Source organism: Streptomyces luteogriseus (assembly GCF_014205055.1).
Taxonomy (GTDB): domain Bacteria; phylum Actinomycetota; class Actinomycetes; order Streptomycetales; family Streptomycetaceae; genus Streptomyces; species Streptomyces luteogriseus.
This window is the reverse complement of record NZ_JACHMS010000001.1, coordinates 3,161,525-3,181,085: the sequence shown is the minus strand read 5'-3', so window position 1 is coordinate 3,181,085 and position 19,561 is coordinate 3,161,525. Positions and strand designations below refer to the sequence as shown.

Sequence of the window (19,561 nt, the reverse complement as noted above, 5' to 3'; positions counted from 1 at the left end):
GGAAGTCGCAACGTGTCGCTCACGATCGGAATCGTCGGTCTGCCGAATGTCGGCAAGTCGACCCTGTTCAACGCCCTGACCAAGAACGACGTGCTGGCGGCCAACTACCCGTTCGCCACGATCGAGCCCAACGTCGGCGTCGTCGGCGTGCCCGACCCCCGGCTGACGAAACTGGCGGAGATCTTCTCCTCGCAGCGTGTCCTTCCGGCCACGGTCGACTTCGTCGACATCGCCGGCATCGTGCGCGGTGCTTCCGAGGGCGAGGGCCTGGGCAACAAGTTCCTCGCGAACATCCGCGAGTCCGACGCGATCTGCCAGGTCATCCGCGCCTTCAAGGACGAGAACGTCGTGCACGTGGACGGCAAGGTCTCGCCGAAGGACGACATCGAGACGATCAACACCGAGCTGATCCTCGCGGACCTGCAGACCATCGAGAAGGTCCTGCCGCGCCTCCAGAAGGAGTCGCGCATCAAGAAGGACATCGCGCCGAAGGTCAAGGCCGTCGAGGAGGCCAAGGAGATCCTGGAGAAGGGCGACACGCTGTTCTCCGCGGGCATCGTCCAGGGCTCCGGCAACGAGGAGCTCCTGCACGACCTGCACCTGCTCACCACCAAGCCGTTCCTCTACGTCTTCAACGTCGACGAGGACGAGCTGACCGACGAGGACTTCAAGAACGAGCAGCGGGCCCTGGTCGCCCCGGCCGAGGCGATCTTCCTCAACGCCAAGCTGGAGGCGGACCTCGCCGAGCTCGACGAGGACGAGGCGCTGGAACTCCTCCAGTCCGTCGGCCAGGAGGAGCCGGGTCTCGCGACCCTGGCCCACGTCGGCTTCCGCACGCTGGGTCTCCAGACGTACCTGACCGCCGGCCCCAAGGAATCCCGCGCCTGGACCATCAAGAAGGGCGCCACGGCCCCCGAGGCCGCCGGCGTCATCCACACCGACTTCCAGAAGGGCTTCATCAAGGCGGAGGTCATCTCCTTCGACGACCTGGTGGAGACGGGTTCGGTGGCGGAGGCCCGCGCGAAGGGGAAGGCGCGGATGGAGGGCAAGGAGTATGTGATGCAGGACGGGGATGTGGTGGAGTTCCGCTTCAACGTCTAGCGGACGCTGTACCGCCATACCCGCAGGTCATACGGGGCCCGGCCTTTCCAGGTCGGGCCCGCCCGTGCTGTGAGCGGTGGGCGGGAGCGGGGGCTGTCAGCCGGGCTCGTCGTCGTGCCACGGGTGGTGCGGCGGTGGGGGTGTGCCCGTCTCGCGGGAGACCTCCTGGGTGATGCGGAGCCAGACGTCTTCGGGGGGCGGGGTCGGCAGGTCCACCGTCTCCGCGGTGCGTGCCGCCGTCACCAGTCGGGTCAGCATGGCGAGTTCGTCGCGGCAGTGGGTGCAGTGTTCGATGTGGCGCAGCGCCTCGGCGTCGGCGTCGGTCGGGGTGGCGTTGCTCAGCGCCAGTTCCACCAGGTGTGCGGACTCTACGTGGGCCACTGCGTCCTCCCGACGGGTTCCGCCGTGACGACGAGGTTCGATGCGTAGCCGCCCTGCTCGGGGACGAACGGGGGCGCGCAGGTGATGAGGGTGAGGACCGGGGCGCCGGAGCGGCGGAATGCCGAGGGCGGTAGGTCCTCCTTCGGCAGGGTGAGCCGGGAGACGACCCGGTAGGTCACCGGCGCGTCCCCCGCGCGGCGCACCTCGATCCGGTCGCCGCGCCGCATGTCGTACAGCGCCAGGAACTCGCCGAGGGCTCCGGTGTCGGTGTCGACGTGCCCGACGAGGACGGCCGAACCCCGGGCACTGCCCGGCGCGGGGCCGTGGCGGTACCAGCCGGCCACGGCCGGGTCGCCGGGGACGCTCATGTCCCCTCGGGCCGTCACGCCCACCGGGCTGATCCGGGCGTCCAGGCCGGCGCGGGGTGCGAGCACGCGACGGGGCGGTGGGTCCTGCGCCGTGCCGGGGGCCGACGTGTCCGGGGGTGTCGTCGGGGCCGCCGCCGGCCCGTGTTCCAGCGGCTCTGCCGCGAAGTCGGGCGGAGGCGCGGCCGGGCCCGACGGCGTGGGCGGAAAACCGAGGACGGCTGCCAGAGCGGCAGCCGCCACAATCGGTCCGGTCAGCCGCCGCGTGCCGTCAGCCACGCCGGCGGGCGACCCGGCGGGCCACCAGCAGGCCCGCCACCGCGACCGCTCCGGCCCCGGCGGCGAAAGCCGGCCCGAGGTCGGAGGAGTTCGGTGCGACGGCGGCACCGCTGCCGCCCGCGGGGACGCCACGGGGCGAGGACGCCATGCCGCTGAACGTCTGGGTCGCCAGGGCGAGGTTCTTGTCCTCGGCGCTGCCCCAGGCGTAGACGACATTGCTGGTACCTTCGCCGAGCTTCAGGTCGGCCGGGCCTATGGCCACGGTGTCCGTACCGGCGAGCACCACATCCGCGTTGATCGTGCCCGCGTCGACCTCGGCGGTGTCCTCCTTCGGGTTGGTCAGGTTGCTGAAGACCGGCTGTCCGCCGGCCCGGACGTCGACGGCGGGCGCTGCCGCGAGATGCCGGACCGTCAGACGGGACTTGCCGGCGTCGACCTCGGAGACGTCGTTGGTGAACGCCGTCAACTGGGGTTTGCCGTCGGCCGAGAGATGGGCGGCGACCGTGGCGTTCGCGCCCTCGGGCACCTCGATCTTCTTCTCCAGAGCGGGAGTTCCGTCAGGGCCCTGGCCCGCTTCGAAGATCTGGATGTCGTAGGTCCCGGCGTCGAGGGACTGGGGGTCCGTCACCGTGCCGGGCTTGAAGTCGCCGATCAGTTCGTCGCCGTTGGCGTACACGTCCACGGTCATGCCGGGGATGCCGTGGAAGACGGACACCATGGCCTTGTCCTCCTGGTCGGCAAGGGCGGGCGCGGAGACGCCGAGGGCCAGGGCACAGGCACCGGTCGAGGCGGCGAGGGCGAGGCGGGTGTGAGAGGTCATGGGAATCATCCCTTCGAACGGAGTCTCCGTACGGTGCGGAGTCTCGGTCCTGTTTCAGGTGTGGGGGCCGCCGCGGATGCGCGTACGGCGTCACCGCTACAGGCCCGTGCCGGGGACCGGGGGCTGCTCGATCACCAGGCGCAGCCGGTGCAGGCCGCGACGGGCGTGGCTCTTGACCGTCCCCAGGGGCATGCCGGTCCGCTCCGCGATCTGCGCCTGGGTCAGGTCCTCGTAGAAGGCCATGCACAGCACCTCCCGCTGGTGCCGCGGCAGCCGTGCCAGGGCGTCGACCAGCAGCACCCGGTCCAGGACGCGGTCCGGTACCGCTTCGTCGGGTCCGGTGGTGTCCGCGGCGCGGCCTGCCGAGTCGATCAACGTCAGCCGCCGCGTCCTCGCCGCCAGCGCGTCGACGATCTTGCGGCGCGTGATGCCGACCAGCCAGGCGCCGAGCGGGCCCCGTTCGGGACGGAATCCGGCCCGGCCGTGCCAGGCACCGAGGAAGACCTGCTGGGTCACGTCCTCCGCCTCGTACGTGTCACCGAGCAGTCGGCTGGCCATGGTGTGGACGAGCGAGCCCCAGCGCCGGTAGATCGCGGCGAACGCCTCCTCGTCGGCGGCGACGAGGCCACGGGCCAGCTCCTCCTCGTACCGCGTTTCCTCGGCGGGCGCGGTGGACGCGGTGGGGGTGGTGAGTCGCGTGTTCGTGATCATGGCCTGATTCCTCCTGCAGTGCGTCGCGCGGGGACGGAAGGCCGTCTGCCGAACCGCACCGGTCGCGCTGTGCGGAGCCGCGACCATGCGCTCTGGCCAGTGTTCGGCGCATAAACGACGCAGCTCAACATGCGTCGTTTGTGCGTCGTACAGTCGGAGGTATGGGTGTACACGAACGGGACAGCCGGCGCCGCGGACCCGAGAGCGCGCCGACCGACGCCGGACTGACCACCGGGGAGGTGGCCAGGCGGCTGGGGGTCGCACCCACCACCGTCCGCACGTGGGACCGGCGCTACGGCCTCGGCCCCGACGCCCACACCGGCGGCCGGCACCGCCGGTGGACGGCGACGGACGTGGCACGACTGGAGCGGATGTGCGCCCTCACGGCGACCGGGATACCGCCCGCCGAGGCGGCGCGCACGGTGCTCGGCGAAGCGACGCAGGAGGCGGGATCCGCGACGGAACCTGATGCCGGGGCGGTCGGGCTGACCGCCCCGGCATCACCGCCACCGCCACCGTCCGTCCCCGCCCGCAGCCGCGCGGGCAGCGGACTGCGCCTCGGTGACGTCCGTCAGGAGTGCAAGGGCATCGCCCGTGCTGCTCTGCGCCTCGACGCCGCCGCGCTGGACGAACTGCTCGAGGCCGCGATCGCCGAGCACGGGCTGGTCGCCGCCTGGACCGAAGTGATCATGCCGACGCTCCAGGCGGTCGGCCGCAAGTGGGAGAGCTCGGGCGAGAAGTACGTCGAGGTCGAGCACTTCCTGTCCTGGCACGTCTCCGGCGCGCTGCGCCGCGGTGCCCCGCCCGCGGCCGCCGACGGCCCGGGCGCGACCACCGTGCTCGCCTGCGTGCCGGGGGAGAACCACACACTGCCCCTGGAGGTGCTGGCCGCCGCGCTGGCCGAACGCGGTCTGCCGGTGCGCATGTTCGGCGGGGCCCTGCCCGTGGAGTCCCTGGTCACGGCCGTACGCAGGACCGGGCCGGCCGCCGTGGCGCTGTGGGCGCAGTCCCGGACGACCGCCAGCCGGCCGCTGGCCCAGCACGTCGCCGCGATGGAGTGGGGGGTACGGGGCGCCCGCCGCAAGCCGGTGGTCCTGACGATCGGGCCCGGCTGGAGCGGCCGGACCGTCACCGGCCTGCCGCGTCCGAGGGGGCTGGCCGAGGCCGTCGCGGTTCTGGAATCGGTGGTGTCGCGCTAGCCGCCGCCGGCTGTGTCGGGAAGTCCCGTCGGATGTCGCCTCGGCCGGCTGTGTCCGGAAGTCCCGTCGGATGTCGCCTCGGCCGGCTGTGTCGGGAAGTCCCGTCGGATGTCGCCTCGGCCGGCTGTGTCGGGAAGTCCCGTCGGATGTCGCCTCGGCCGGCCGTGTCCGGAAGTCTCGTCGGATGTGCTCCGGCCGACTGCATCCAACAGTTCCGTCGGATGCGCTTCGGCCGACTGCATCCGAACACGGCCGTCGGCCCGAAGCGGTGACGGAACTCAACACACAGTCGACCGGTCGGGTGGCCGGGAGCGGGGTACGGAGATGAGCGGCGCGTGGTGGGCCCGGTGAGCCAGGGGCCCGTCGGCACGTCGGACGTGGTGATCGTCGGGGGCGGAGCCGCCGGCCTCAGCCTCGCGCACCGACTGGTCGCGGACGGCGTCGCGACCGTGACCGTGGTGGAGCAGCCGGACGGTCCCGCGCGCCCTGCGGAGCGGACCTGGTGCTACTGGGACCATGCCGACGGTGACGGTGACGGTGACGGTGACGGTGACGGTGACGGCACCGGCGACGACTTCGGCGAGGCGGTCACCGCCACCTGGCCCCTGCTTCGGGTGCACGGCCCCGACGGCGGCCCGCTCACCGTCGACCCGGCCCCCTCGCGCTACCGCATGGTGCGTTCCCGGGCGTTCGAGCGGCTGGTGCACGCCCGGCTGGAGCGTTCGCCCGGCGGGCGGGTCCTCCGGGCCACTGCGGACTCGGTGCGCGACATCCCCGGGGGCGCGGAGGTCCGCTGCACCGCGGCCGACGGCCGCACGCTGACGCTGCGCTCCCGGTACGTGTTCGACTCGCGGCCCCTGCCCGCCCTGCCCCCGGCCCGGACGCGGCTGTTGCAGCACTTCCGCGGCTGGTTCGTGCGCACCGGCACCGACCGGTTCGACCCGGCGGTGGCCGACCTCATGGACTTCCGGGTCCCCCAGCCGCGGCACGGGCTCGCCTTCGGCTACGTCCTGCCGCTGGCCCCGGACCGGGCGCTGGTCGAGTACACCGAGTTCTCCCGGACCCCGCTGACCACCGCGGCCTACGAGGCGACGCTCGGCCACTACGCCCGCGAGGTGCTGCGCCTGGGCGAGTTCACCGTGGACACGGCCGAGCAGGGCGTCATCCCCATGACCGACGCCCGCTTCCCCAGGCGGGCCGGAGCGGCCGTCTTCCGCATCGGGACGGCGGGCGGAGCGACCCGCCCCGCCACCGGCTACACCTTCGCCGCCGTGCAGCGGCACAGCCGGGCCATCGCCGCCGCCCTGCGGGACGGCAAGGGCAGCGTGCCCGCACCGCACGGGCGCCGGGCGCTCGCCATGGACGCCGTGCTGCTGCGGGCCCTGGACACCGGGCGGATCGACGGCCCCGCGTTCTTCACCGGCCTGTTCCGCCGTACGCCCCCACAGCGCCTGCTGCGTTTCCTCGACGGCGCCACCTCGGTCCGCGAGGAGTGGGGCATCGGACTGCGCACCCCCGTCGGCCCGATGCTCCGCACCGCACTCGAAGTGCCCTTCCTGCCCCGCCGCCCCCACCCAGCCCCAGGAACCGGAGAGAGCCCCCGATGACCCTGCTGCGCGACCGCGACCTGGCCCACGCCTTCGACCACGCGTCCCGCACCTACGACCGCCTCACCGGCCTCAACCCGGGGTACCGCGCCGACCTGCTGCGCTCGGCCCGCCGGCTGAGGCTCCCCGGGGACGGGGCCGGACTGCACCTGCTCGACCTGGGCTGCGGCACCGGTGCCTCCACCCGGGCCCTGCTGCGGGCCGCACCCCGGGCGCGGATCACCGCCGTGGACGCCTCCGCGGGCATGCTGCGCCGGGCGCTGGCCAAGCCGTGGCCCGACAGCGTGCGGTTCCTGCACCTGAGCGCCGAGGAACTCTCGACGGTCAGTGAAGGGCCCGCCCCGAGCGCCGAGGAACTCGACACGGCCGGTGAAGGCCCCTTCGACGCGGTCTTCGCCGCCTACCTGTTCCGCAACGTCTCCGACCCGGACGGCGTCCTCGGCACGGTGCGCGGACTGCTGCGGCCGGGCGGGCGCCTCGCCGTCCACGAGTACAGCCTCGGCGGCTCGCCCGCGCACCGGGCGCTGTGGACGGCCCTCTGCCAGGGAGTGATCATCCCCGCGGGCACCCTCACCGGTGACCGGGCCCTGTACCGGCACCTGTGGCACAGCGTCCTCGACTTCGACACCGCCGCCGCCTTCACCGGGCGGCTGACGCGGGCCGGTTTCACGGGTGCGCGGGCCCTTCCCCTCGCCGGATGGCAGACCGGCATCACGCACACGTTCCTGGCCACGGCGGGGGAAACCGCCCGATGAGCACCCGTGAGGCCGCCCGCCGCGGCCGGGACCGCAAGGCCGAGGTCCTGATGCCCGCGCCCGGCCGGGACCGGTTCGCGCCCGGGGACGCGCCGTCCGTCGCCGTCGTGGGCGGCGGCATCGCCGGACTCGCCGCGGCCACCGGACTGGCCGAACGCGGCGCCCGGGTGACCCTCTACGAACGCGAGGAATCCCTGGGCGGCCGCCTCGCCGGGCACCCCACCCGGCTGGCCGACGGCTCCGAGGTGACCATGAGCCGCGGCTTCCACGCCTTCTTCCGCCAGTACTACAACCTGCGCGGCCTGCTACGGCGCACCGACCCCGCCCTCACCCGCCTCACCCCGCTGCCCGACTACCCCCTGCGGCACAGCGGCGGACTGACCGACAGCTTCGCCCGCGTCCCGCGCACCCCGCCCCTCAGCGCCCTCGGCTTCGTAGCCCTCAGCCCCACCTTCGGCCGCCGCGACCTCGCCGCCCTGGACGCCCGGGCGGCGCTGCCGCTGCTGGACGTGCGCGTGCCCGACGTGTACGCGCGTTTCGACCAGGTCAGCGCGACCGACTTCCTGGAGCGCATCCGCTTCCCCGAGGCCGCGCACCACCTGGCCTTCGAGGTGTTCTCGCGCAGCTTCTTCGCCGACCCGTCCGAACTGTCCGCCGCCGAACTGATGCTGATGTTCCACATCTACTTCCTCGGCTCCTCGGAGGGGCTGCTCTTCGACGTACCCGACGAGCCCTTCCCCCAGGCCCTGTGGGAGCCGCTCGGCGACTACCTCCGGCGCCTCGGTGCGACCATCCGTACCGGCACTTCCGTACTCGCAGTGGAGCCCGGCGGCACCGGTGGGGCCGAGGTGCGCACCGGCACCGGCACCGACCGGCACGACGCGGTGGTGCTCGCGCTCGACACCGGGGGGCTGCGCCGGGTCGTCGCCGCCTCGCCCGGCCTGGGCACCCCACCATGGCGCGACGGCATCGCCGCCCTGCGCGCCGCCCCGCCGTTCCTCGTCTCACGGCTCTGGCTCGACCGGCCGGTCCGCGCCGACCGACCCGGCTTCCTCGGCACCAGCGGCTACGGCGGCCTCGACAACATCAGCGTCCTGGAACGCTACGAGGGCGAGGCCGCCCGCTGGGCCGCGAAGAACACCGGTTCGGTCGTGGAGCTGCACGCCTACGCCGTCGGCCCCGGCGCGGACCGGGAGAGCGTGCAGGACGCGCTGCTCGGGCAGTTGCGGCGGATCTACCCGGAGACCCGGGAGGCGCGCGTCGTCGACGCCCGGCACGAGTGGCGCTCGGACTGCCCGCTCTTCCCGGTCGGCACCCACCACCGGCGGCCCACCGTACGGACCCCCCACTCGTGGCTGACGCTGGCCGGCGACGGGCTGCGCTGCGACCTGCCGGTGGCTCTGATGGAACGCGCCGCCACCACCGGCTTCCTGGCGTCCAACGAACTGCTCGCCGGGTGGGGTGTCCGCGGCCAGGTGCTGTGGACCGTGCCGCGGGCGGGCCGCTCTCCGCTGCTGCGGGCACTCGCCGCGCTCGCGGAGCGTCGGGTGCGCCGGTGACGCGGGGCCGCCGGACGGGCCCGGGCCGCTCCGCGCAGGCCCGTCCGGCGGGGTCGAGTCACCCGGGAAACCGCCCGGTGCTGCGCAGCTCCCAGCGCCTCTCGGCGTAGGCGAGGTCGTCGCGCCACAGGCGTCCGGCGGTGCGCCGCATCAGGGGCCGCAGCACGGGGGCGGCGGCCCGGGCCAGGGCGAAGCCGCGCCGGTCCGAAGCGGCGACGACGGCCTCGATCACGGCCGTCCGAGGCAGCTCCGCGTCCGTGGCGGTCAGCGGCGTCGCATGGGTCTCCACCACGGACGTGGCGCCCTCGCCGTCGGTGATGCGCATGACGACGGTGCGCGGCTCCGGCGCGGTGAACTGGGCCCGTACGGGCACCACCAGACGGCCCGCCACCCGGAAGGAGACGTCCACCTCGAAGGCGTCGTCCTCGTCGCCCTGAGGCTCGCCCAGCGGCTCCCTCACGACCGTCAGATCGACGAAGGAGTACGGGTGGAACCAGGAGCCGTGCCACGGGTCGAGCCGGTTGGCCACCACGTCCTGCGGTTCGCACCGCCCGACCGCCGTGTACACGGCGTCCACTCCGCTGCCCGGCGCGGGACGGTCCGGGACCACGGGCCGCTCCGTCGGCTCCTCACCGCCCACCGCGTCCAGCCGTACCCACACCAGCACCCCGTCGTCGTGGGCGGGGTACGGCTGCCAGCCGGCGAACGGGGAGCCGTCCAGGGCCAGTCCGTGCCAGTGGCACACCAGCGTGCCGCACACCACCCGGCTGTCCCGCAGCGGAGCACCGAGGTGCGGGCAGGCCCCGGGACCGGCCCGGAGCTCGCCCGACCGCGAGCGCCACAGCACCACTTCGACGCCGCCTACGGTCCTGCCGCAGGGGCTGCCGGGGCGCACCTCCCGGGAGGCCCCGGCCACGAACCAGTTGCCGGAGGGCCGGGCGGAGGCGCGTTTGAGGGTGTCGGCGATCAGCGCCGGCCGGGCCGCGCGCCAGGTCGGTGTCTGCTCCGCCCAGCCGGGGCCGCGGCGCCGCCGCAGCGGTGAGGTCCAGCGTGCATGGTCCGCCCGGTCAGCCATGGCCCGGTCCTTTCCGTTCCAGTGCGACGGGGTCCGCCGCGGGCGCCGCGTGCCACCGCGCGCGGGCCACCCTGAGGACACCGGCCGCGGCGGTGGCCGCCCGTCGCCGGCGGGGTACCACCGCCCGGTGGTGCAGCACGGTGTAGTCGTGCCGGGCGATCGCGTCGAGGATGCCGCCGTAGAGCGTGAACGCGGTCCTGATGCAGGGGCGTACCCGCGGGTCGAGCATCGCGATGCCCGGTTCCGCGTCCCGGTACACGTCCCTGGTCAGGGCCTCGGCGGCCACGAGTGCCGCCCGGATGCGCGGGTCGCCGCGCCCGCTGCGCCTGCTCCACTCCAGGAGCGGCCGGTCCACGCCGTGGGCGGTGAGCAGGTCGGCGGGCAGGTAGAGGCGACCGCGGTCGAGGTCCTCGCCCACGTCCCGCAGGAAGTTGGTCAGCTGGAACGCCACGCCGAGGGCCGCCGCGTGCGGTGCCGCCTCCTCGCGCGGGACGACCGTGCCGAGCACCGGCAGCATCTGCAGGCCGATCACCGCGGCCGAGCCGTGCATGTAGGCCCGCAGGTCGGCGTAGGTCGGGTAGTCCGTGACGGTCAGGTCGGCGCGCATCGAGGCGAGGAAGTCGGCGAACAGGTCCACCTCGATGCCGTAACGGTCCGCGGTGTCGGCCACGGCCCGGACCACCGGTTCGGTCCCGCCGCCGGTGCGCAGCGCGTGCGCGAGGTCGCCCTCCAGCCGCGTCAGCTGCAGGCCCGGCTCGTCCGGGGTCCGGCGCCGGTCCAGGTCGTCGACGATGTCGTCGGCCCAGCGGGCGAAGCCGTACAGCGCGTGCACCGCGGAACGGCGTTCCAGCGGCAGTAGGCGGGTGGCCAGGAAGTAGGTCCGGCCGTGCCGGGCGTTGAGCTGCCGGCACCGGGTGTAGGCGGCGCGCAGGCCGGGGTCGGTGATCCCGGCGGCGTCCAGTTCACGACGGGTCATGGGCACCTGCTCCGGTCGGGGCGGTCGGGCGGCGGTTCGAAGGCCTGCTCGCCCGGGTGCCGCCCCCGGTGACGCGGGCGGCGGCGAGTTTGCCGCTGATGAGCACGGTCGGTACGCCGACACCGGGTGTGGTCCCGCAGCCGGCGAGCACCACGTTGTCCAGCCCGCGGACGAGGTTGCGCGGCCGGAAGGGCCCGGTCTGGGCGAAGGTGTGGGAGACGGAGAAGGGGCTGCCCGCCGCGTGGCCCTGGGCCGTCCAGTCGAGCGGGGTCACCAGCAGTTCCTCCTCGATGCTGTCGCCGAACCCGTGGAGGCCGCGGCGTTCCAGCTCGGCGAGCAGGCTGTCGCGGTAGCGCGGGCCCAGGTCGCGCCAGGCGGTGGCGGAGGGGCCGACGGCGGTGTTGGGGCAGGGCGCCAGGACGTAGTGGAGGTGGCGGCCCGGCGGTGCCAGCGAGGGGTCGTGCGTGGTGGGACGGGTGATCAGCAGGGACGGGTCGCTCATCAGCGTTCCCGAGCGGGTCAGTTCGTCGAAGGTGCGCTCCCACGCGGCGCCGAAGGACAGCGTGTGGTGGGCGAGCTGGGGCCAGGTGCGGTCGGTTCCCGCGTGCAGGACCACCGCGGACGGCGAGTGCCGCAGCCGTACCGGGCGCCGGGGTGCCCGGCCCAGCAGCCGGTGCGCGGCGGGCAGTTCGCAGGTCAGCACCACCGCGTCGCACGGGATGCGCTCGCCCGAGGCGAGGCGGACGGCCCGCACCCGGCCCGCCGAGCGTTCCAGCGCGCTCACCTCGGCCGACCAGCGCAGCTCGGCACCGGCCCCGGCCGCCACGTCCGCCATCGCGCGGGGCAGGGCGTGCATGCCGCCCTTGGGGAACCAGACGCCGGCCACGGTGTCCATGTAGGCGATCACCGCGTAGGCCGCCAGCGCCCGGGCCGGTGCCACCCCGGCGTACAGGGCCTGGAAGGAGAAGACGCGGCGCAGGCGGGCGTCGGAGAGGAAGCGGCCGATCGCGCCGTCGAGGCGCCCGAAACCGCCGAGCGCCGCCAGCCGGGCCAGGTCCGGGTGGGCCAGTTGGAAGGGCGAGTCGAAGTTGGTGTCGATGAAGCGGCGCATCTGCGCCCGGTACAGCCGCTCCAGCCACTCCCGCAGCCTGCGGTAGCCCGCCGCCTCCGCCGGTCCGGCGAAGCGCCGCACCTCCGCCTCCATGGCGTCGCCGTCGGTGTGCACGTCGAGTGAGGTCCCGTCCGCGAAGCCCGCCCGGTAGGCGGGGTGCAGGGGCAGCAGCTCGACGTGGCGGTCGAGGCTCTCGCCGACGGCGGCGAACGCCTCGTCGGCCAGCTGCGGCATCGTCAGCACGGTGGGCCCGGTGTCCACCAGATAGTCACCGAGCCGGGCCCGCCCGGCTCTCCCGCCCGGGCCGGCGTCCCGTTCGACGAGTGTGACCCGGCGGCCGGCGCCCAGCAGATGCAGCGCGCACGCCAGCCCGGACAGGCCGGCGCCCACCACCACGACATGGTCCGTCGGTCCCGCCACCGTCCTCATACGAGCTCCTCCGCCTGCCGCGGGGCGACGCCCGAGGCCCGCTCGACCAGCGCGGCGAATTCCCGCCGTACGCCGGGGGCGGCGCCGGTCGCCCCGAAATGCCGCAGTCCGGAGGCCGCCAGGTCGGCGATCCTCGCCTCCACCTCGGCCCGGGCACCCGTCCGCTCCAGCGCCGCCCGCATCCGCTCCACGGTGTGCCCCGGCCGGGCGTCCGCGTCCGGGGCGAGCACGGCGGCGGCGTCCCGGTCGCCGGAGGCCTCCGCGAGCCGGACGGCGACGGCGAGGAGAGGGGTGAGCTTGCGGGAGCGCAGGTCCTCGTCGGCCGGTTTGCCGGTCAGCGCCGGGTCCCCGAACGCGCCGAGGAGGTCGTCGCGCAGTTGGAAGGCCAGTCCGGCGCACCGGCCGGCGGCCCGCAGCGCGCCCAGGGTGCGGGCGTCGGCACCGGCCAGCGACGCGCCCAGCGCCAGGGGCCGCGCGACCGTGTACCGGGCGCTCTTCAGGACGGCGATGGTTTGCGCCTCCTCGGCGCCGGACGATCCGCTCGCCTGTGCGCGCAGGTCGCGGTACTGCCCGGCGACCATCTCGGTGCGCATGGCCCGCCACTCCTCGAACAATCGCGGGCCGTGCGGCGAGGCGAGCGCCGTCTCCGTCAGCAGGTCGTCCGCCCACGCCAGCGCCAGATCACCCGCGAGTACGGCCGCCGACGTCCCGAACGACTCGGCGGACCCGCCGGTGCGGCCGGTCCGGTGCCCGTGGGCGAAGTCCACGTGCATCGCGGGGGCGCCCCGGCGCAGCGGTGACCCGTCCATCACGTCGTCGTGGATGAGGGCGCAGGCCTGGAGCAGTTCGAGGGCGGCCCCGGTGCGCAGGACCGCGCTCGCGTCGCCCGAGCCGCCCGCGGCCCGCCAGCCGCACCACACGAACGCCGTACGCAGCCGCTTGCCGCCGCGCCGGACGTATGCGGCGAGGCGGTCGGCCATGTCGGCGGCGAACACCGCGTCGGTGTCGCGGGCCTGCCGAAGCCGCGCCTCCAGCACCCGCTCCAGGACCGCCTCCATGGCGCGGGTGGCCCCGGGAGCGGTGAGCGGGGCGTGGTTCGTCTCCGCCGGTCCGGCCACCGTCGGCCGCGGTCCAAGCATGCGTAACCCCTTCTCGCTTCCGGTCATCCGCACATCAGTGCTTCCCCGGGCAGAGGCGTTTCGGATGCGCCGGATGGCGGGCTCTCAACCGTGAACCGGTCCCTCGGTCGTGAACCGTGCTCTCAGTCGCGGCCCCGGGCCTGCCGGAAGCGGGCCAGGCCCTCGCCGAGATCGAGGAGCGGCGCCGGATAGCGCAGCCGGGCCCGCTCGTCCTCCGGCAGTCGCCAGGGCTCGTGCACCGCGGCGCCGCCGACGTCGGCCAGTTCGGGCACCCAGCGGCGTACGTAGGCGCCGTCCGGGTCGTAGCGCTTGCCCTGGAGGACCGGGTTGAGGACGCGGTGGGGGCGGGTGTCGGTGCCGGTGCCGGCGACCCACTGCCAGTTGAGCTGGTTGTTGACGAGGTCGCCGTCGACCAGGAACCGCAGAAAGTGCCGGGCGCCGATCCGCCAGTCCACGTAGAGCGTCTTGGTCAGGAAGCTCGCCACCAGCAGCCGGGCCCGGTTGTGCATCCAGCCCTCGTGGCGCAACTGGCGCATGCCCGCGTCGACCACCGGGTAGCCGGTGCGGCCCTCGCGCCACGCGGCGATCTCCTCGGCGGCCTCCTCCTCACCGCGCCATCGGTCGCCCCGGGAGCGGTAGTCCCGGACCGACGCCTCGGGCCGGGCCGCGAGGACCTGGTGGTGGAAGTCGCGCCAGCACAGCTGCCGGACGAACGCCTCCGCCCCGGCGCCGCCCTTCGCCCGGGCCCGCCGGACCACCTCCACCGGCGACAGCGCCCCGAAGTGGAGGTACGGCGACAGGCGTGAGGTCGCGTCACCGGCCAGGTCGTCGTGCCGTTCCTCGTACCGGGCCAGGCCGGTGTCCGCCCACCGCGCGAACCTGTCGCGCCCCGCCGACTCGCCACCGGCCGGGAGATCCGCCGACACGTCCGCCACTCCGGCGCGGGACGGCAGCTCCTCGCCATGCACCGCCTCGGGCACCCGCACCGCGCGCGGGGCGGGCAGCGGGTCGCGCAGCGGCTCCTTGGACCAGCGGCGCATGTACGGCGTGAACACGGCGAAGTGGTCCGAGCCCGCCGGGGTCACGGCCCCCGGCGCCACGGCGGTGACCACACGGTCGTGCACCCGCAGCGCGACACCCTCGGCGTCGAGTTCCTTGCGCAGCCGCTCCTCACGGCGGTGGGCGAAGCCGGTGACCCCCGCCGCCATGTGCACCTCCGTGGCCCCGCACGCGGCGGCGACCACGCGGACCTCCCGGGCGACCGGCCCGGTGCGCACGACCAGCCGCCCGCCGCGCCGGCGCAGCGAGGAGTCGAGGTCGGCCAGGCAGTCGGCGAGGAACGCGGCCCGGTTGGGCACGTCGAATCCCACGGCGTGGACGGCTGGGTCGCGGACGAACAGGGGCACCACCTCGTCGGCCGCCTTCAGTGCCGCGTGCAGGGGCGGATGGTCGTGCAGACGCAGGTCCGAGGTGAACAGGACGACCGCGACGGTCATGGCGTCACTCCTGATGCGGTGGTGCGGGTTGCGTTCGTTGCTCCCGGACACTTCGCCGCTCACGGGCCCGTCGGATGCGCGCGGCGCTCCGGCGTCCGCTCGTGCCCTCGGCCGCCGCCCGCGCGATGTTGCGCGCCATGCCGCCGAACACGGCGGAGTGGAACGGGGCGACGCTCCACCAGTAGGCGTGGCCCAGCAGGCCGCGCGGGTGGAACAGGGCGCGCTGCCGGTAGCGGGTGCGGCCCGCGTCGTCGGTCTCGGCGTACATCTCCAGCCAGGCGAGGCCGGGCAGCCGCATCTCGGCGCGCAGCCGCAGCAGATGACCCGGTTCGATCTCCTCGACCCGCCAGAAGTCCAGCGAGTCGCCGACCCTCAGCCGCTCGGTGTCCCGCCGTCCGCGGCGCAGCCCGACCCCGCCCACGAACCGGTCCAGCCGGCCCCGGACCGCCCAGGCCAGGGGGGAGGAGTACCAGCCGTTGTCGCCGCCGATGCCCTCGACCACCTTCCACAGCGCCTCGCGGGAGGCGTCGACCGGCCGCTGCCGTTCGTCCTGGTAGAGGCTGCCGCCCGCCCAATCGGGGTCGGTCGGCAGCGGGTCGCTGGGCGCTCCGGGCACCGAGGCGGAGGACCAGCGCGTGGTGACCTGAGCCTCCCGCACCCGGCGCAGCGCCAGGGCGAGAGCCTCGTCGAACGGCAGCGGCCGGCCCGGGGTGTCGGGCACGTACCGGGCGATGTCGTGTTCGTGGCAGACGACCTCGTGCCGCAGCGACTCGGTCAGCGGCCGGGCCAGGGAGGCGGGCACCGGGGTGACCAGGCCGACCCAGTGGCTGGAAAGCCGTGGGGTGAGGACCGGGACCGGCACGATGAACCGCCGCCGCAGTCCGGCGACGGCGGCGTAGCGCCGCATCATGTCGCGGTAGGTGAGGACGTCCGGCCCGCCGATGTCGAAGGCCCGGTCGACGTCGTCCGGCATGGTGGCCGACCCGACGAGGTAGCGCAGCACGTCCCGCACGCCGATGGGCTGGGTGCGGGTGTGCACCCAGCTGGGGGTGACCATGACGGGCAGGCGTTCGGTGAGGTAGCGCAGCATCTCGAACGAGGCCGAACCCGAGCCGATGACGACGGCGGCGCGCAGCACCGTCGCGGGCACGGGCGAGTCGAGGAAGATCTGCCCCACCTCGGCCCGGGACCGCAGATGCGGCGAGAGCTCCCCCTCGGGGACGCCGCGCGGCGTGAGCCCGCCGAGGTAGACGATCCGCCGTACACCCGCGGCCCGGGCCTGCTCGGCGAAGATCCGGGCGGCGGCGCGGTCGGTTTCCTCGAACCGGGAGCCGGAGCCGAGGGCGTGCACCAGGTAGTAGGCGACATCCACCCCGCGCATCGCGGAGGCGAGCGACTCCGGGTCCGTGACGTCCCCCCGGACCGTCTCGGCGTGCGCCGCCCAGGGGTGGTCGCGGAGCTTGCCGGGGGAGCGGGCGAGGCACCGGACGCGGTGGCCCTCCTGCAGCAGTTCCGGCACCAGGCGCCCGCCGATGTACCCGGACGCCCCGGTGACCAGGCAGTGCAGCCGCTGCCCGTCCGTCGTCATGGTCGTGCCTCCGTCCTCCGACACCGTCGCCGTGCTGTCGGACCACGGCCGGCCCTGACGCGAACACTTCCCGCCCGGGGCCCGCGGCGGATGCGCGACACGGGCGCCGGCGACGGTTCAGCCGGAGGGGGTACCGCCGTCCGGCCCCCGCGGGTCCGTTCGGGCCAGGACGCTCGGCCACCACGCCCGGGGTCCGATGTCGATCATCAGCGCGGGCACCAGCAGGGAGCGCACGACGAGCGTGTCGAGCAGCACTCCGAAGGCGACGATGAACGCGATCTGCACCAGGAACGCCAGGGGGATCACCATCAGGGCCGCGAACGTCGCGGCGAGCACCACACCCGCCGAGGTGATCACCCCGCCGGTGGTGGTCAGCCCGCGCAGCACCCCCTGCCGGTTGCCGTGCACCAGCGCCTCCTCACGGACCCGCGACATGAGGAAGATGTTGTAGTCGACGCCGAGAGCCACGAGGAACACGAAGCCGTACAGCGGCACCGACGCGTCCGTGCCGCTGAACCCGAGCAGGTGCTGGAAGACCAGCGCCGACACCCCCAGCGTCGCCAGGAAGTTGAGCCCCACGGTCGCGACCAGCAGCACCGGCACGAGCAGGGAACGCAGCAGCAGCATCAGGATCAGCAGGATGACGGCGAGCACGATCGGCACGATGACCGTCCGGTCCCGGGCGGCGGTCTGCTGGGTGTCGTACTGCTGCGCGGTGTACCCGCCGACCAGCGCGTCGGCCCCGGAGACCGCGTGGACCTCCGTGCGCAGCCGCTCGACCGTCTCCTTGGCCGCGTCGCTGTCCGCCGCGGCCTTCAGGGTGGCGTCGATGCGTACGCGCCCGTCGACGACGAGCGGCTTGCCCGCCCCGGGACGGCCGGAGGCGGAGACGGCGCCGGCGGAGGCCACGCCCTCGGTGCTCCGTGCGGCGGCCGTCACCTCGGCGGTGCGGCCGGCGTCGGCGATGATGACGGCCGGGTTGCCGGACCCGCCGGGGAAGTGCGCACCGAGCGTCGTCTGCGCGGCCACCGAGGGCGCGTCGTTCACGAAGATCTCGTCGAGCGGCACGCCCTTGGAGGACAGGGAGGGCGAGAAGGCCGCGAACGCGGCCAGCACGAGCGCCGTCACCGCCCAGGTCCGCCGCGGCCGGCCGTTCACCGTCCTGGCGACCCGGCGCCACACGCCGGTTCCCTCCCCGGACTCCTCCGGCGGCTTCGGCCGGGACGGCCAGTAGGCGGTGCGGCCCAGCAGGGCCAGCGCGGCCGGCAGGAAGGTGAGCGTGGCGAGCACGGCGCAGCCGATGCCGATGGCGCCGACCGGCCCGAGGGCGCGGTTGTTGGTGAGGTCGCTCGCGAGCAGGGCCAGCAGGCCGAGCGCGACGGTGGCGGCGCTGGCGGTGATCGCGCCGAACGAGCGGCGTACGGCGGCCACCGCGGCGGAGAAGCGGTCCCCGCGCAGGGCGAGTTCCTCACGGAAGCGCGCGGCCAGCAGCAGGGCGTAGTCGGTGGCGGCGCCGATCACCAGGATCGACAGGATGCCCTGGACCTGTCCGTCGACCCGGACCACGCCCCGGTCGGCCAGGGCGTAGACGACCGCACAGGCGAGGCCCAGCGCGAAGACCGACCCCAGGATGATCAGGAACGGCAGCAGCACGCTCCGGTACACCAGCAGCAGGATCAGCAGCACGGCACCGAGGGCCACACCCAGCAGCAGTCCGTCGATGCCCGCGAAAGCGTCCGACAGATCGGCCTGACTGGCCGCGGGCCCGGCGATCTGCGCCGTGGTGCCCGGCACGGCCCGGGCCGCCTCGCGCACCGCGTCGAGGACGGTGGGCAGTTCGTCGCCCAGGCCGGGCTCCAGCTGGACGACGGCCTGTATCGCCTCGCGGTCGTCGGAGAGCAGGGCGGGCGACGGGCGGCCCACGACGCCGGGCTTCCCGGCGAGCGCGGCGACGGCCCGGGTGGCCTCGGCCTGCCGGTCCTCGGTGAACCGGGCCCCGTCCGCCGTCCAGACCACGATGGCCGGCACGGTCTCGGACCGGTCGAAGGCCGCGCGGGCCTCCAACACCCGGGTGGACTCGGCGCTCCGGGGCAGGAAGGCGGCCTGGTCGTTGGTGGCGACCTCGCCGAGCTTGCCCGCGTAGGGGCCGAGCGTTCCGCCCACCCCCAGCCAGACGAGGAGCAGGACGAGCGGTACGAGCCACCGGGCCCGACGCAGTGCGGTTCTCATGCGCATCCCAAGCCGTAGGAAGTGAGCCACCGGAAGAAGTAACTCACTCATAAAGTATCTCAATGATTGAGAGATACTAGGCTGGGGGGCATGAGCGGCTCCGGTGCACCCACGGCATCTCTTCCGGCGGACGACCCCACCGGGTTGCAGGCCTTCGCCGTCTTGTTGCGCCGGATGAACAGCGAGTTCAACCGCATCGCCCAGGAGTTCGCCCAGGAGCAGGGCCTGCACCTCACCGACATGCAGGCCCTGATCGCGATCCTCGACGCCGACTCCGACCCGGACGCGGGGGGCGAACCCATGACGCCGGGCCGTCTGCGGGGGCAGCTCAACCTCACGTCCGGAGCGGTGACGGCCTGCCTCGACCGGCTGGAGCGGGCCGGGCACATCCGCCGGGTCCGCGACGCCGGCGACCGCCGCGTGGTGCACCTGCACTACGCCGACACGGCCCGGGGCGTGGCCCGGGACTACTTCCGTCCCCTGGCCCGCAGCACCGACGCGGCCCGGGGCCGGTTCAGCCCCGGCGAACTGGACGTGGTCGTCCGGTTCCTCGCCGAGATGAACGCGGAACTCGCCCTCCTGCGCCGGAGCTCCGACTGAGGCTCGGCCCGGCGGGCACGACTCGTAGCGCCAAGGGGGCTACGGCGATCTCGGTCAAGGGCCGTACCCGTATCCGGATCCTGTTCCGACCCAGGCTCCTGTTCCGCCTCCGGGTCCTGCCCCGACCCCGGCTCAGGCTCC

General features: G+C 74.3%; 17 protein-coding genes. 6 read left to right on the top strand and 11 right to left on the bottom strand.

Annotated features, from left to right (window positions below):
* Nucleotides 1-12 precede the first annotated feature (12 nt).
* The gene (gene ychF, locus BJ965_RS13585) at nucleotides 13-1,101 is read left to right on the top strand and encodes a redox-regulated ATPase YchF (RefSeq protein ID WP_030842729.1); all 1,089 of its coding nucleotides are present in this window, start codon (nucleotides 13-15) and stop codon (nucleotides 1,099-1,101) included.
* A 96-nt stretch (nucleotides 1,102-1,197) separates the two neighbouring features.
* On the opposite strand, the gene BJ965_RS13580 is transcribed toward ychF, so the two are convergent.
* From BJ965_RS13580 to BJ965_RS13565, 4 genes are all read right to left on the bottom strand, one after another.
* Nucleotides 1,198-1,482, bottom strand: a complete 285-nt coding sequence (locus BJ965_RS13580; RefSeq protein WP_184908878.1) for a hypothetical protein — start codon at nucleotides 1,480-1,482, stop codon at nucleotides 1,198-1,200.
* On the bottom strand, nucleotides 1,470-1,916 hold the full coding sequence (locus BJ965_RS13575; RefSeq protein ID WP_313666849.1) for a class F sortase: 447 nt from the start codon (nucleotides 1,914-1,916) through the stop codon (nucleotides 1,470-1,472). Before BJ965_RS13575 ends, BJ965_RS13580 begins: the two co-directional genes overlap by 13 nt.
* 202 nt (nucleotides 1,917-2,118) lie before the next feature.
* Nucleotides 2,119-2,946, bottom strand: coding sequence for a DUF4397 domain-containing protein (locus tag BJ965_RS13570; protein WP_184908877.1), 828 nt, complete (start codon nucleotides 2,944-2,946; stop codon nucleotides 2,119-2,121).
* Between the two features lie 96 nt (nucleotides 2,947-3,042).
* Nucleotides 3,043-3,657 carry an RNA polymerase sigma factor gene (locus tag BJ965_RS13565; RefSeq protein WP_184908876.1) on the bottom strand — a complete coding sequence of 205 codons (615 nt, stop codon included), beginning with the start codon at nucleotides 3,655-3,657 and terminating at the stop codon, nucleotides 3,043-3,045.
* A 161-nt stretch (nucleotides 3,658-3,818) separates the two neighbouring features.
* On the opposite strand from BJ965_RS13565, the gene BJ965_RS13560 reads away from it, so the two are divergent.
* The 4 genes from BJ965_RS13560 to BJ965_RS13545 all read left to right on the top strand — a co-directional run bounded on the left by BJ965_RS13560 (nucleotide 3,819) and on the right by BJ965_RS13545 (nucleotide 8,777).
* The gene (locus tag BJ965_RS13560; protein ID WP_184908875.1) at nucleotides 3,819-4,856 is read left to right on the top strand and encodes a MerR family transcriptional regulator; all 1,038 of its coding nucleotides are present in this window, start codon (nucleotides 3,819-3,821) and stop codon (nucleotides 4,854-4,856) included.
* A gap of 347 nt (nucleotides 4,857-5,203) precedes the next feature.
* Complete coding sequence (locus BJ965_RS13555) at nucleotides 5,204-6,463, top strand: lycopene cyclase family protein (RefSeq protein ID WP_313666848.1); 1,260 nt, start codon at nucleotides 5,204-5,206, stop codon at nucleotides 6,461-6,463.
* Complete coding sequence (locus BJ965_RS13550; protein ID WP_184908874.1) at nucleotides 6,460-7,218, top strand: class I SAM-dependent methyltransferase; 759 nt, start codon at nucleotides 6,460-6,462, stop codon at nucleotides 7,216-7,218. Before BJ965_RS13555 ends, BJ965_RS13550 begins: the two co-directional genes overlap by 4 nt.
* Nucleotides 7,215-8,777 carry an FAD-dependent oxidoreductase gene (locus BJ965_RS13545; protein WP_184908873.1) on the top strand — a complete coding sequence of 521 codons (1,563 nt, stop codon included), beginning with the start codon at nucleotides 7,215-7,217 and terminating at the stop codon, nucleotides 8,775-8,777. The genes BJ965_RS13550 and BJ965_RS13545 overlap by 4 nt, the downstream gene beginning before the upstream one ends.
* A gap of 58 nt (nucleotides 8,778-8,835) precedes the next feature.
* Here BJ965_RS13545 and BJ965_RS13540 read toward each other — a convergent pair whose 3' ends face one another.
* The 7 genes from BJ965_RS13540 to BJ965_RS13510 form a co-directional block, all read right to left on the bottom strand.
* Nucleotides 8,836-9,852 carry a DUF5914 domain-containing protein gene (locus BJ965_RS13540; protein ID WP_184908872.1) on the bottom strand — a complete coding sequence of 339 codons (1,017 nt, stop codon included), beginning with the start codon at nucleotides 9,850-9,852 and terminating at the stop codon, nucleotides 8,836-8,838.
* Nucleotides 9,845-10,828 (bottom strand): phytoene/squalene synthase family protein, encoded by a 984-nt coding sequence (locus tag BJ965_RS13535; protein WP_184908871.1) that lies wholly within the window; start codon nucleotides 10,826-10,828, stop codon nucleotides 9,845-9,847. Before BJ965_RS13535 ends, BJ965_RS13540 begins: the two co-directional genes overlap by 8 nt.
* The gene (locus BJ965_RS13530; protein ID WP_184908870.1) at nucleotides 10,815-12,368 is read right to left on the bottom strand and encodes a phytoene desaturase; all 1,554 of its coding nucleotides are present in this window, start codon (nucleotides 12,366-12,368) and stop codon (nucleotides 10,815-10,817) included. The genes BJ965_RS13535 and BJ965_RS13530 overlap by 14 nt, the downstream gene beginning before the upstream one ends.
* Complete coding sequence (locus BJ965_RS13525; protein WP_184908869.1) at nucleotides 12,365-13,507, bottom strand: polyprenyl synthetase family protein; 1,143 nt, start codon at nucleotides 13,505-13,507, stop codon at nucleotides 12,365-12,367. Before BJ965_RS13525 ends, BJ965_RS13530 begins: the two co-directional genes overlap by 4 nt.
* A gap of 122 nt (nucleotides 13,508-13,629) precedes the next feature.
* A complete protein-coding gene (locus BJ965_RS13520; protein WP_184908868.1) occupies nucleotides 13,630-15,003 on the bottom strand; it encodes a cryptochrome/photolyase family protein in 1,374 nt (457 codons plus the stop codon).
* A gap of 4 nt (nucleotides 15,004-15,007) precedes the next feature.
* Complete coding sequence (locus BJ965_RS13515) at nucleotides 15,008-16,591, bottom strand: SDR family oxidoreductase (RefSeq protein WP_184908867.1); 1,584 nt, start codon at nucleotides 16,589-16,591, stop codon at nucleotides 15,008-15,010.
* A gap of 117 nt (nucleotides 16,592-16,708) precedes the next feature.
* On the bottom strand, nucleotides 16,709-18,820 hold the full coding sequence (locus tag BJ965_RS13510; protein WP_184908866.1) for an MMPL family transporter: 2,112 nt from the start codon (nucleotides 18,818-18,820) through the stop codon (nucleotides 16,709-16,711).
* Between the two features lie 90 nt (nucleotides 18,821-18,910).
* On the opposite strand from BJ965_RS13510, the gene BJ965_RS13505 reads away from it, so the two are divergent.
* A complete protein-coding gene (locus BJ965_RS13505) occupies nucleotides 18,911-19,420 on the top strand; it encodes a MarR family winged helix-turn-helix transcriptional regulator (protein WP_184908865.1) in 510 nt (169 codons plus the stop codon).
* Nucleotides 19,421-19,561 lie beyond the last annotated feature (141 nt).

Bases quoted from the DNA above. Each gene is read 5' to 3' on its own strand.
- BJ965_RS13570 (WP_184908877.1), bottom strand. From the start codon at position 2,946: ATGACCTCTCACACCCGCCTCGCCCTCGCCGCCTCGACCGGTGCCTGT.
- BJ965_RS13535 (WP_184908871.1), bottom strand. From the start codon at position 10,828: ATGACCCGTCGTGAACTGGACGCCGCCGGGATCACCGACCCCGGCCTG.
- BJ965_RS13505 (WP_184908865.1), top strand. From the start codon at position 18,911: ATGAGCGGCTCCGGTGCACCCACGGCATCTCTTCCGGCGGACGACCCC.
- BJ965_RS13565 (WP_184908876.1), bottom strand. From the start codon at position 3,657: ATGATCACGAACACGCGACTCACCACCCCCACCGCGTCCACCGCGCCC.
- BJ965_RS13560 (WP_184908875.1), top strand. From the start codon at position 3,819: ATGGGTGTACACGAACGGGACAGCCGGCGCCGCGGACCCGAGAGCGCG.
- BJ965_RS13530 (WP_184908870.1), bottom strand. From the start codon at position 12,368: ATGAGGACGGTGGCGGGACCGACGGACCATGTCGTGGTGGTGGGCGCC.
- BJ965_RS13510 (WP_184908866.1), bottom strand. From the start codon at position 18,820: ATGAGAACCGCACTGCGTCGGGCCCGGTGGCTCGTACCGCTCGTCCTG.
- BJ965_RS13515 (WP_184908867.1), bottom strand. From the start codon at position 16,591: ATGACGACGGACGGGCAGCGGCTGCACTGCCTGGTCACCGGGGCGTCC.
- BJ965_RS13520 (WP_184908868.1), bottom strand. From the start codon at position 15,003: ATGACCGTCGCGGTCGTCCTGTTCACCTCGGACCTGCGTCTGCACGAC.
- BJ965_RS13540 (WP_184908872.1), bottom strand. From the start codon at position 9,852: ATGGCTGACCGGGCGGACCATGCACGCTGGACCTCACCGCTGCGGCGG.
- BJ965_RS13545 (WP_184908873.1), top strand. From the start codon at position 7,215: ATGAGCACCCGTGAGGCCGCCCGCCGCGGCCGGGACCGCAAGGCCGAG.
- BJ965_RS13550 (WP_184908874.1), top strand. From the start codon at position 6,460: ATGACCCTGCTGCGCGACCGCGACCTGGCCCACGCCTTCGACCACGCG.
- BJ965_RS13525 (WP_184908869.1), bottom strand. From the start codon at position 13,507: ATGCTTGGACCGCGGCCGACGGTGGCCGGACCGGCGGAGACGAACCAC.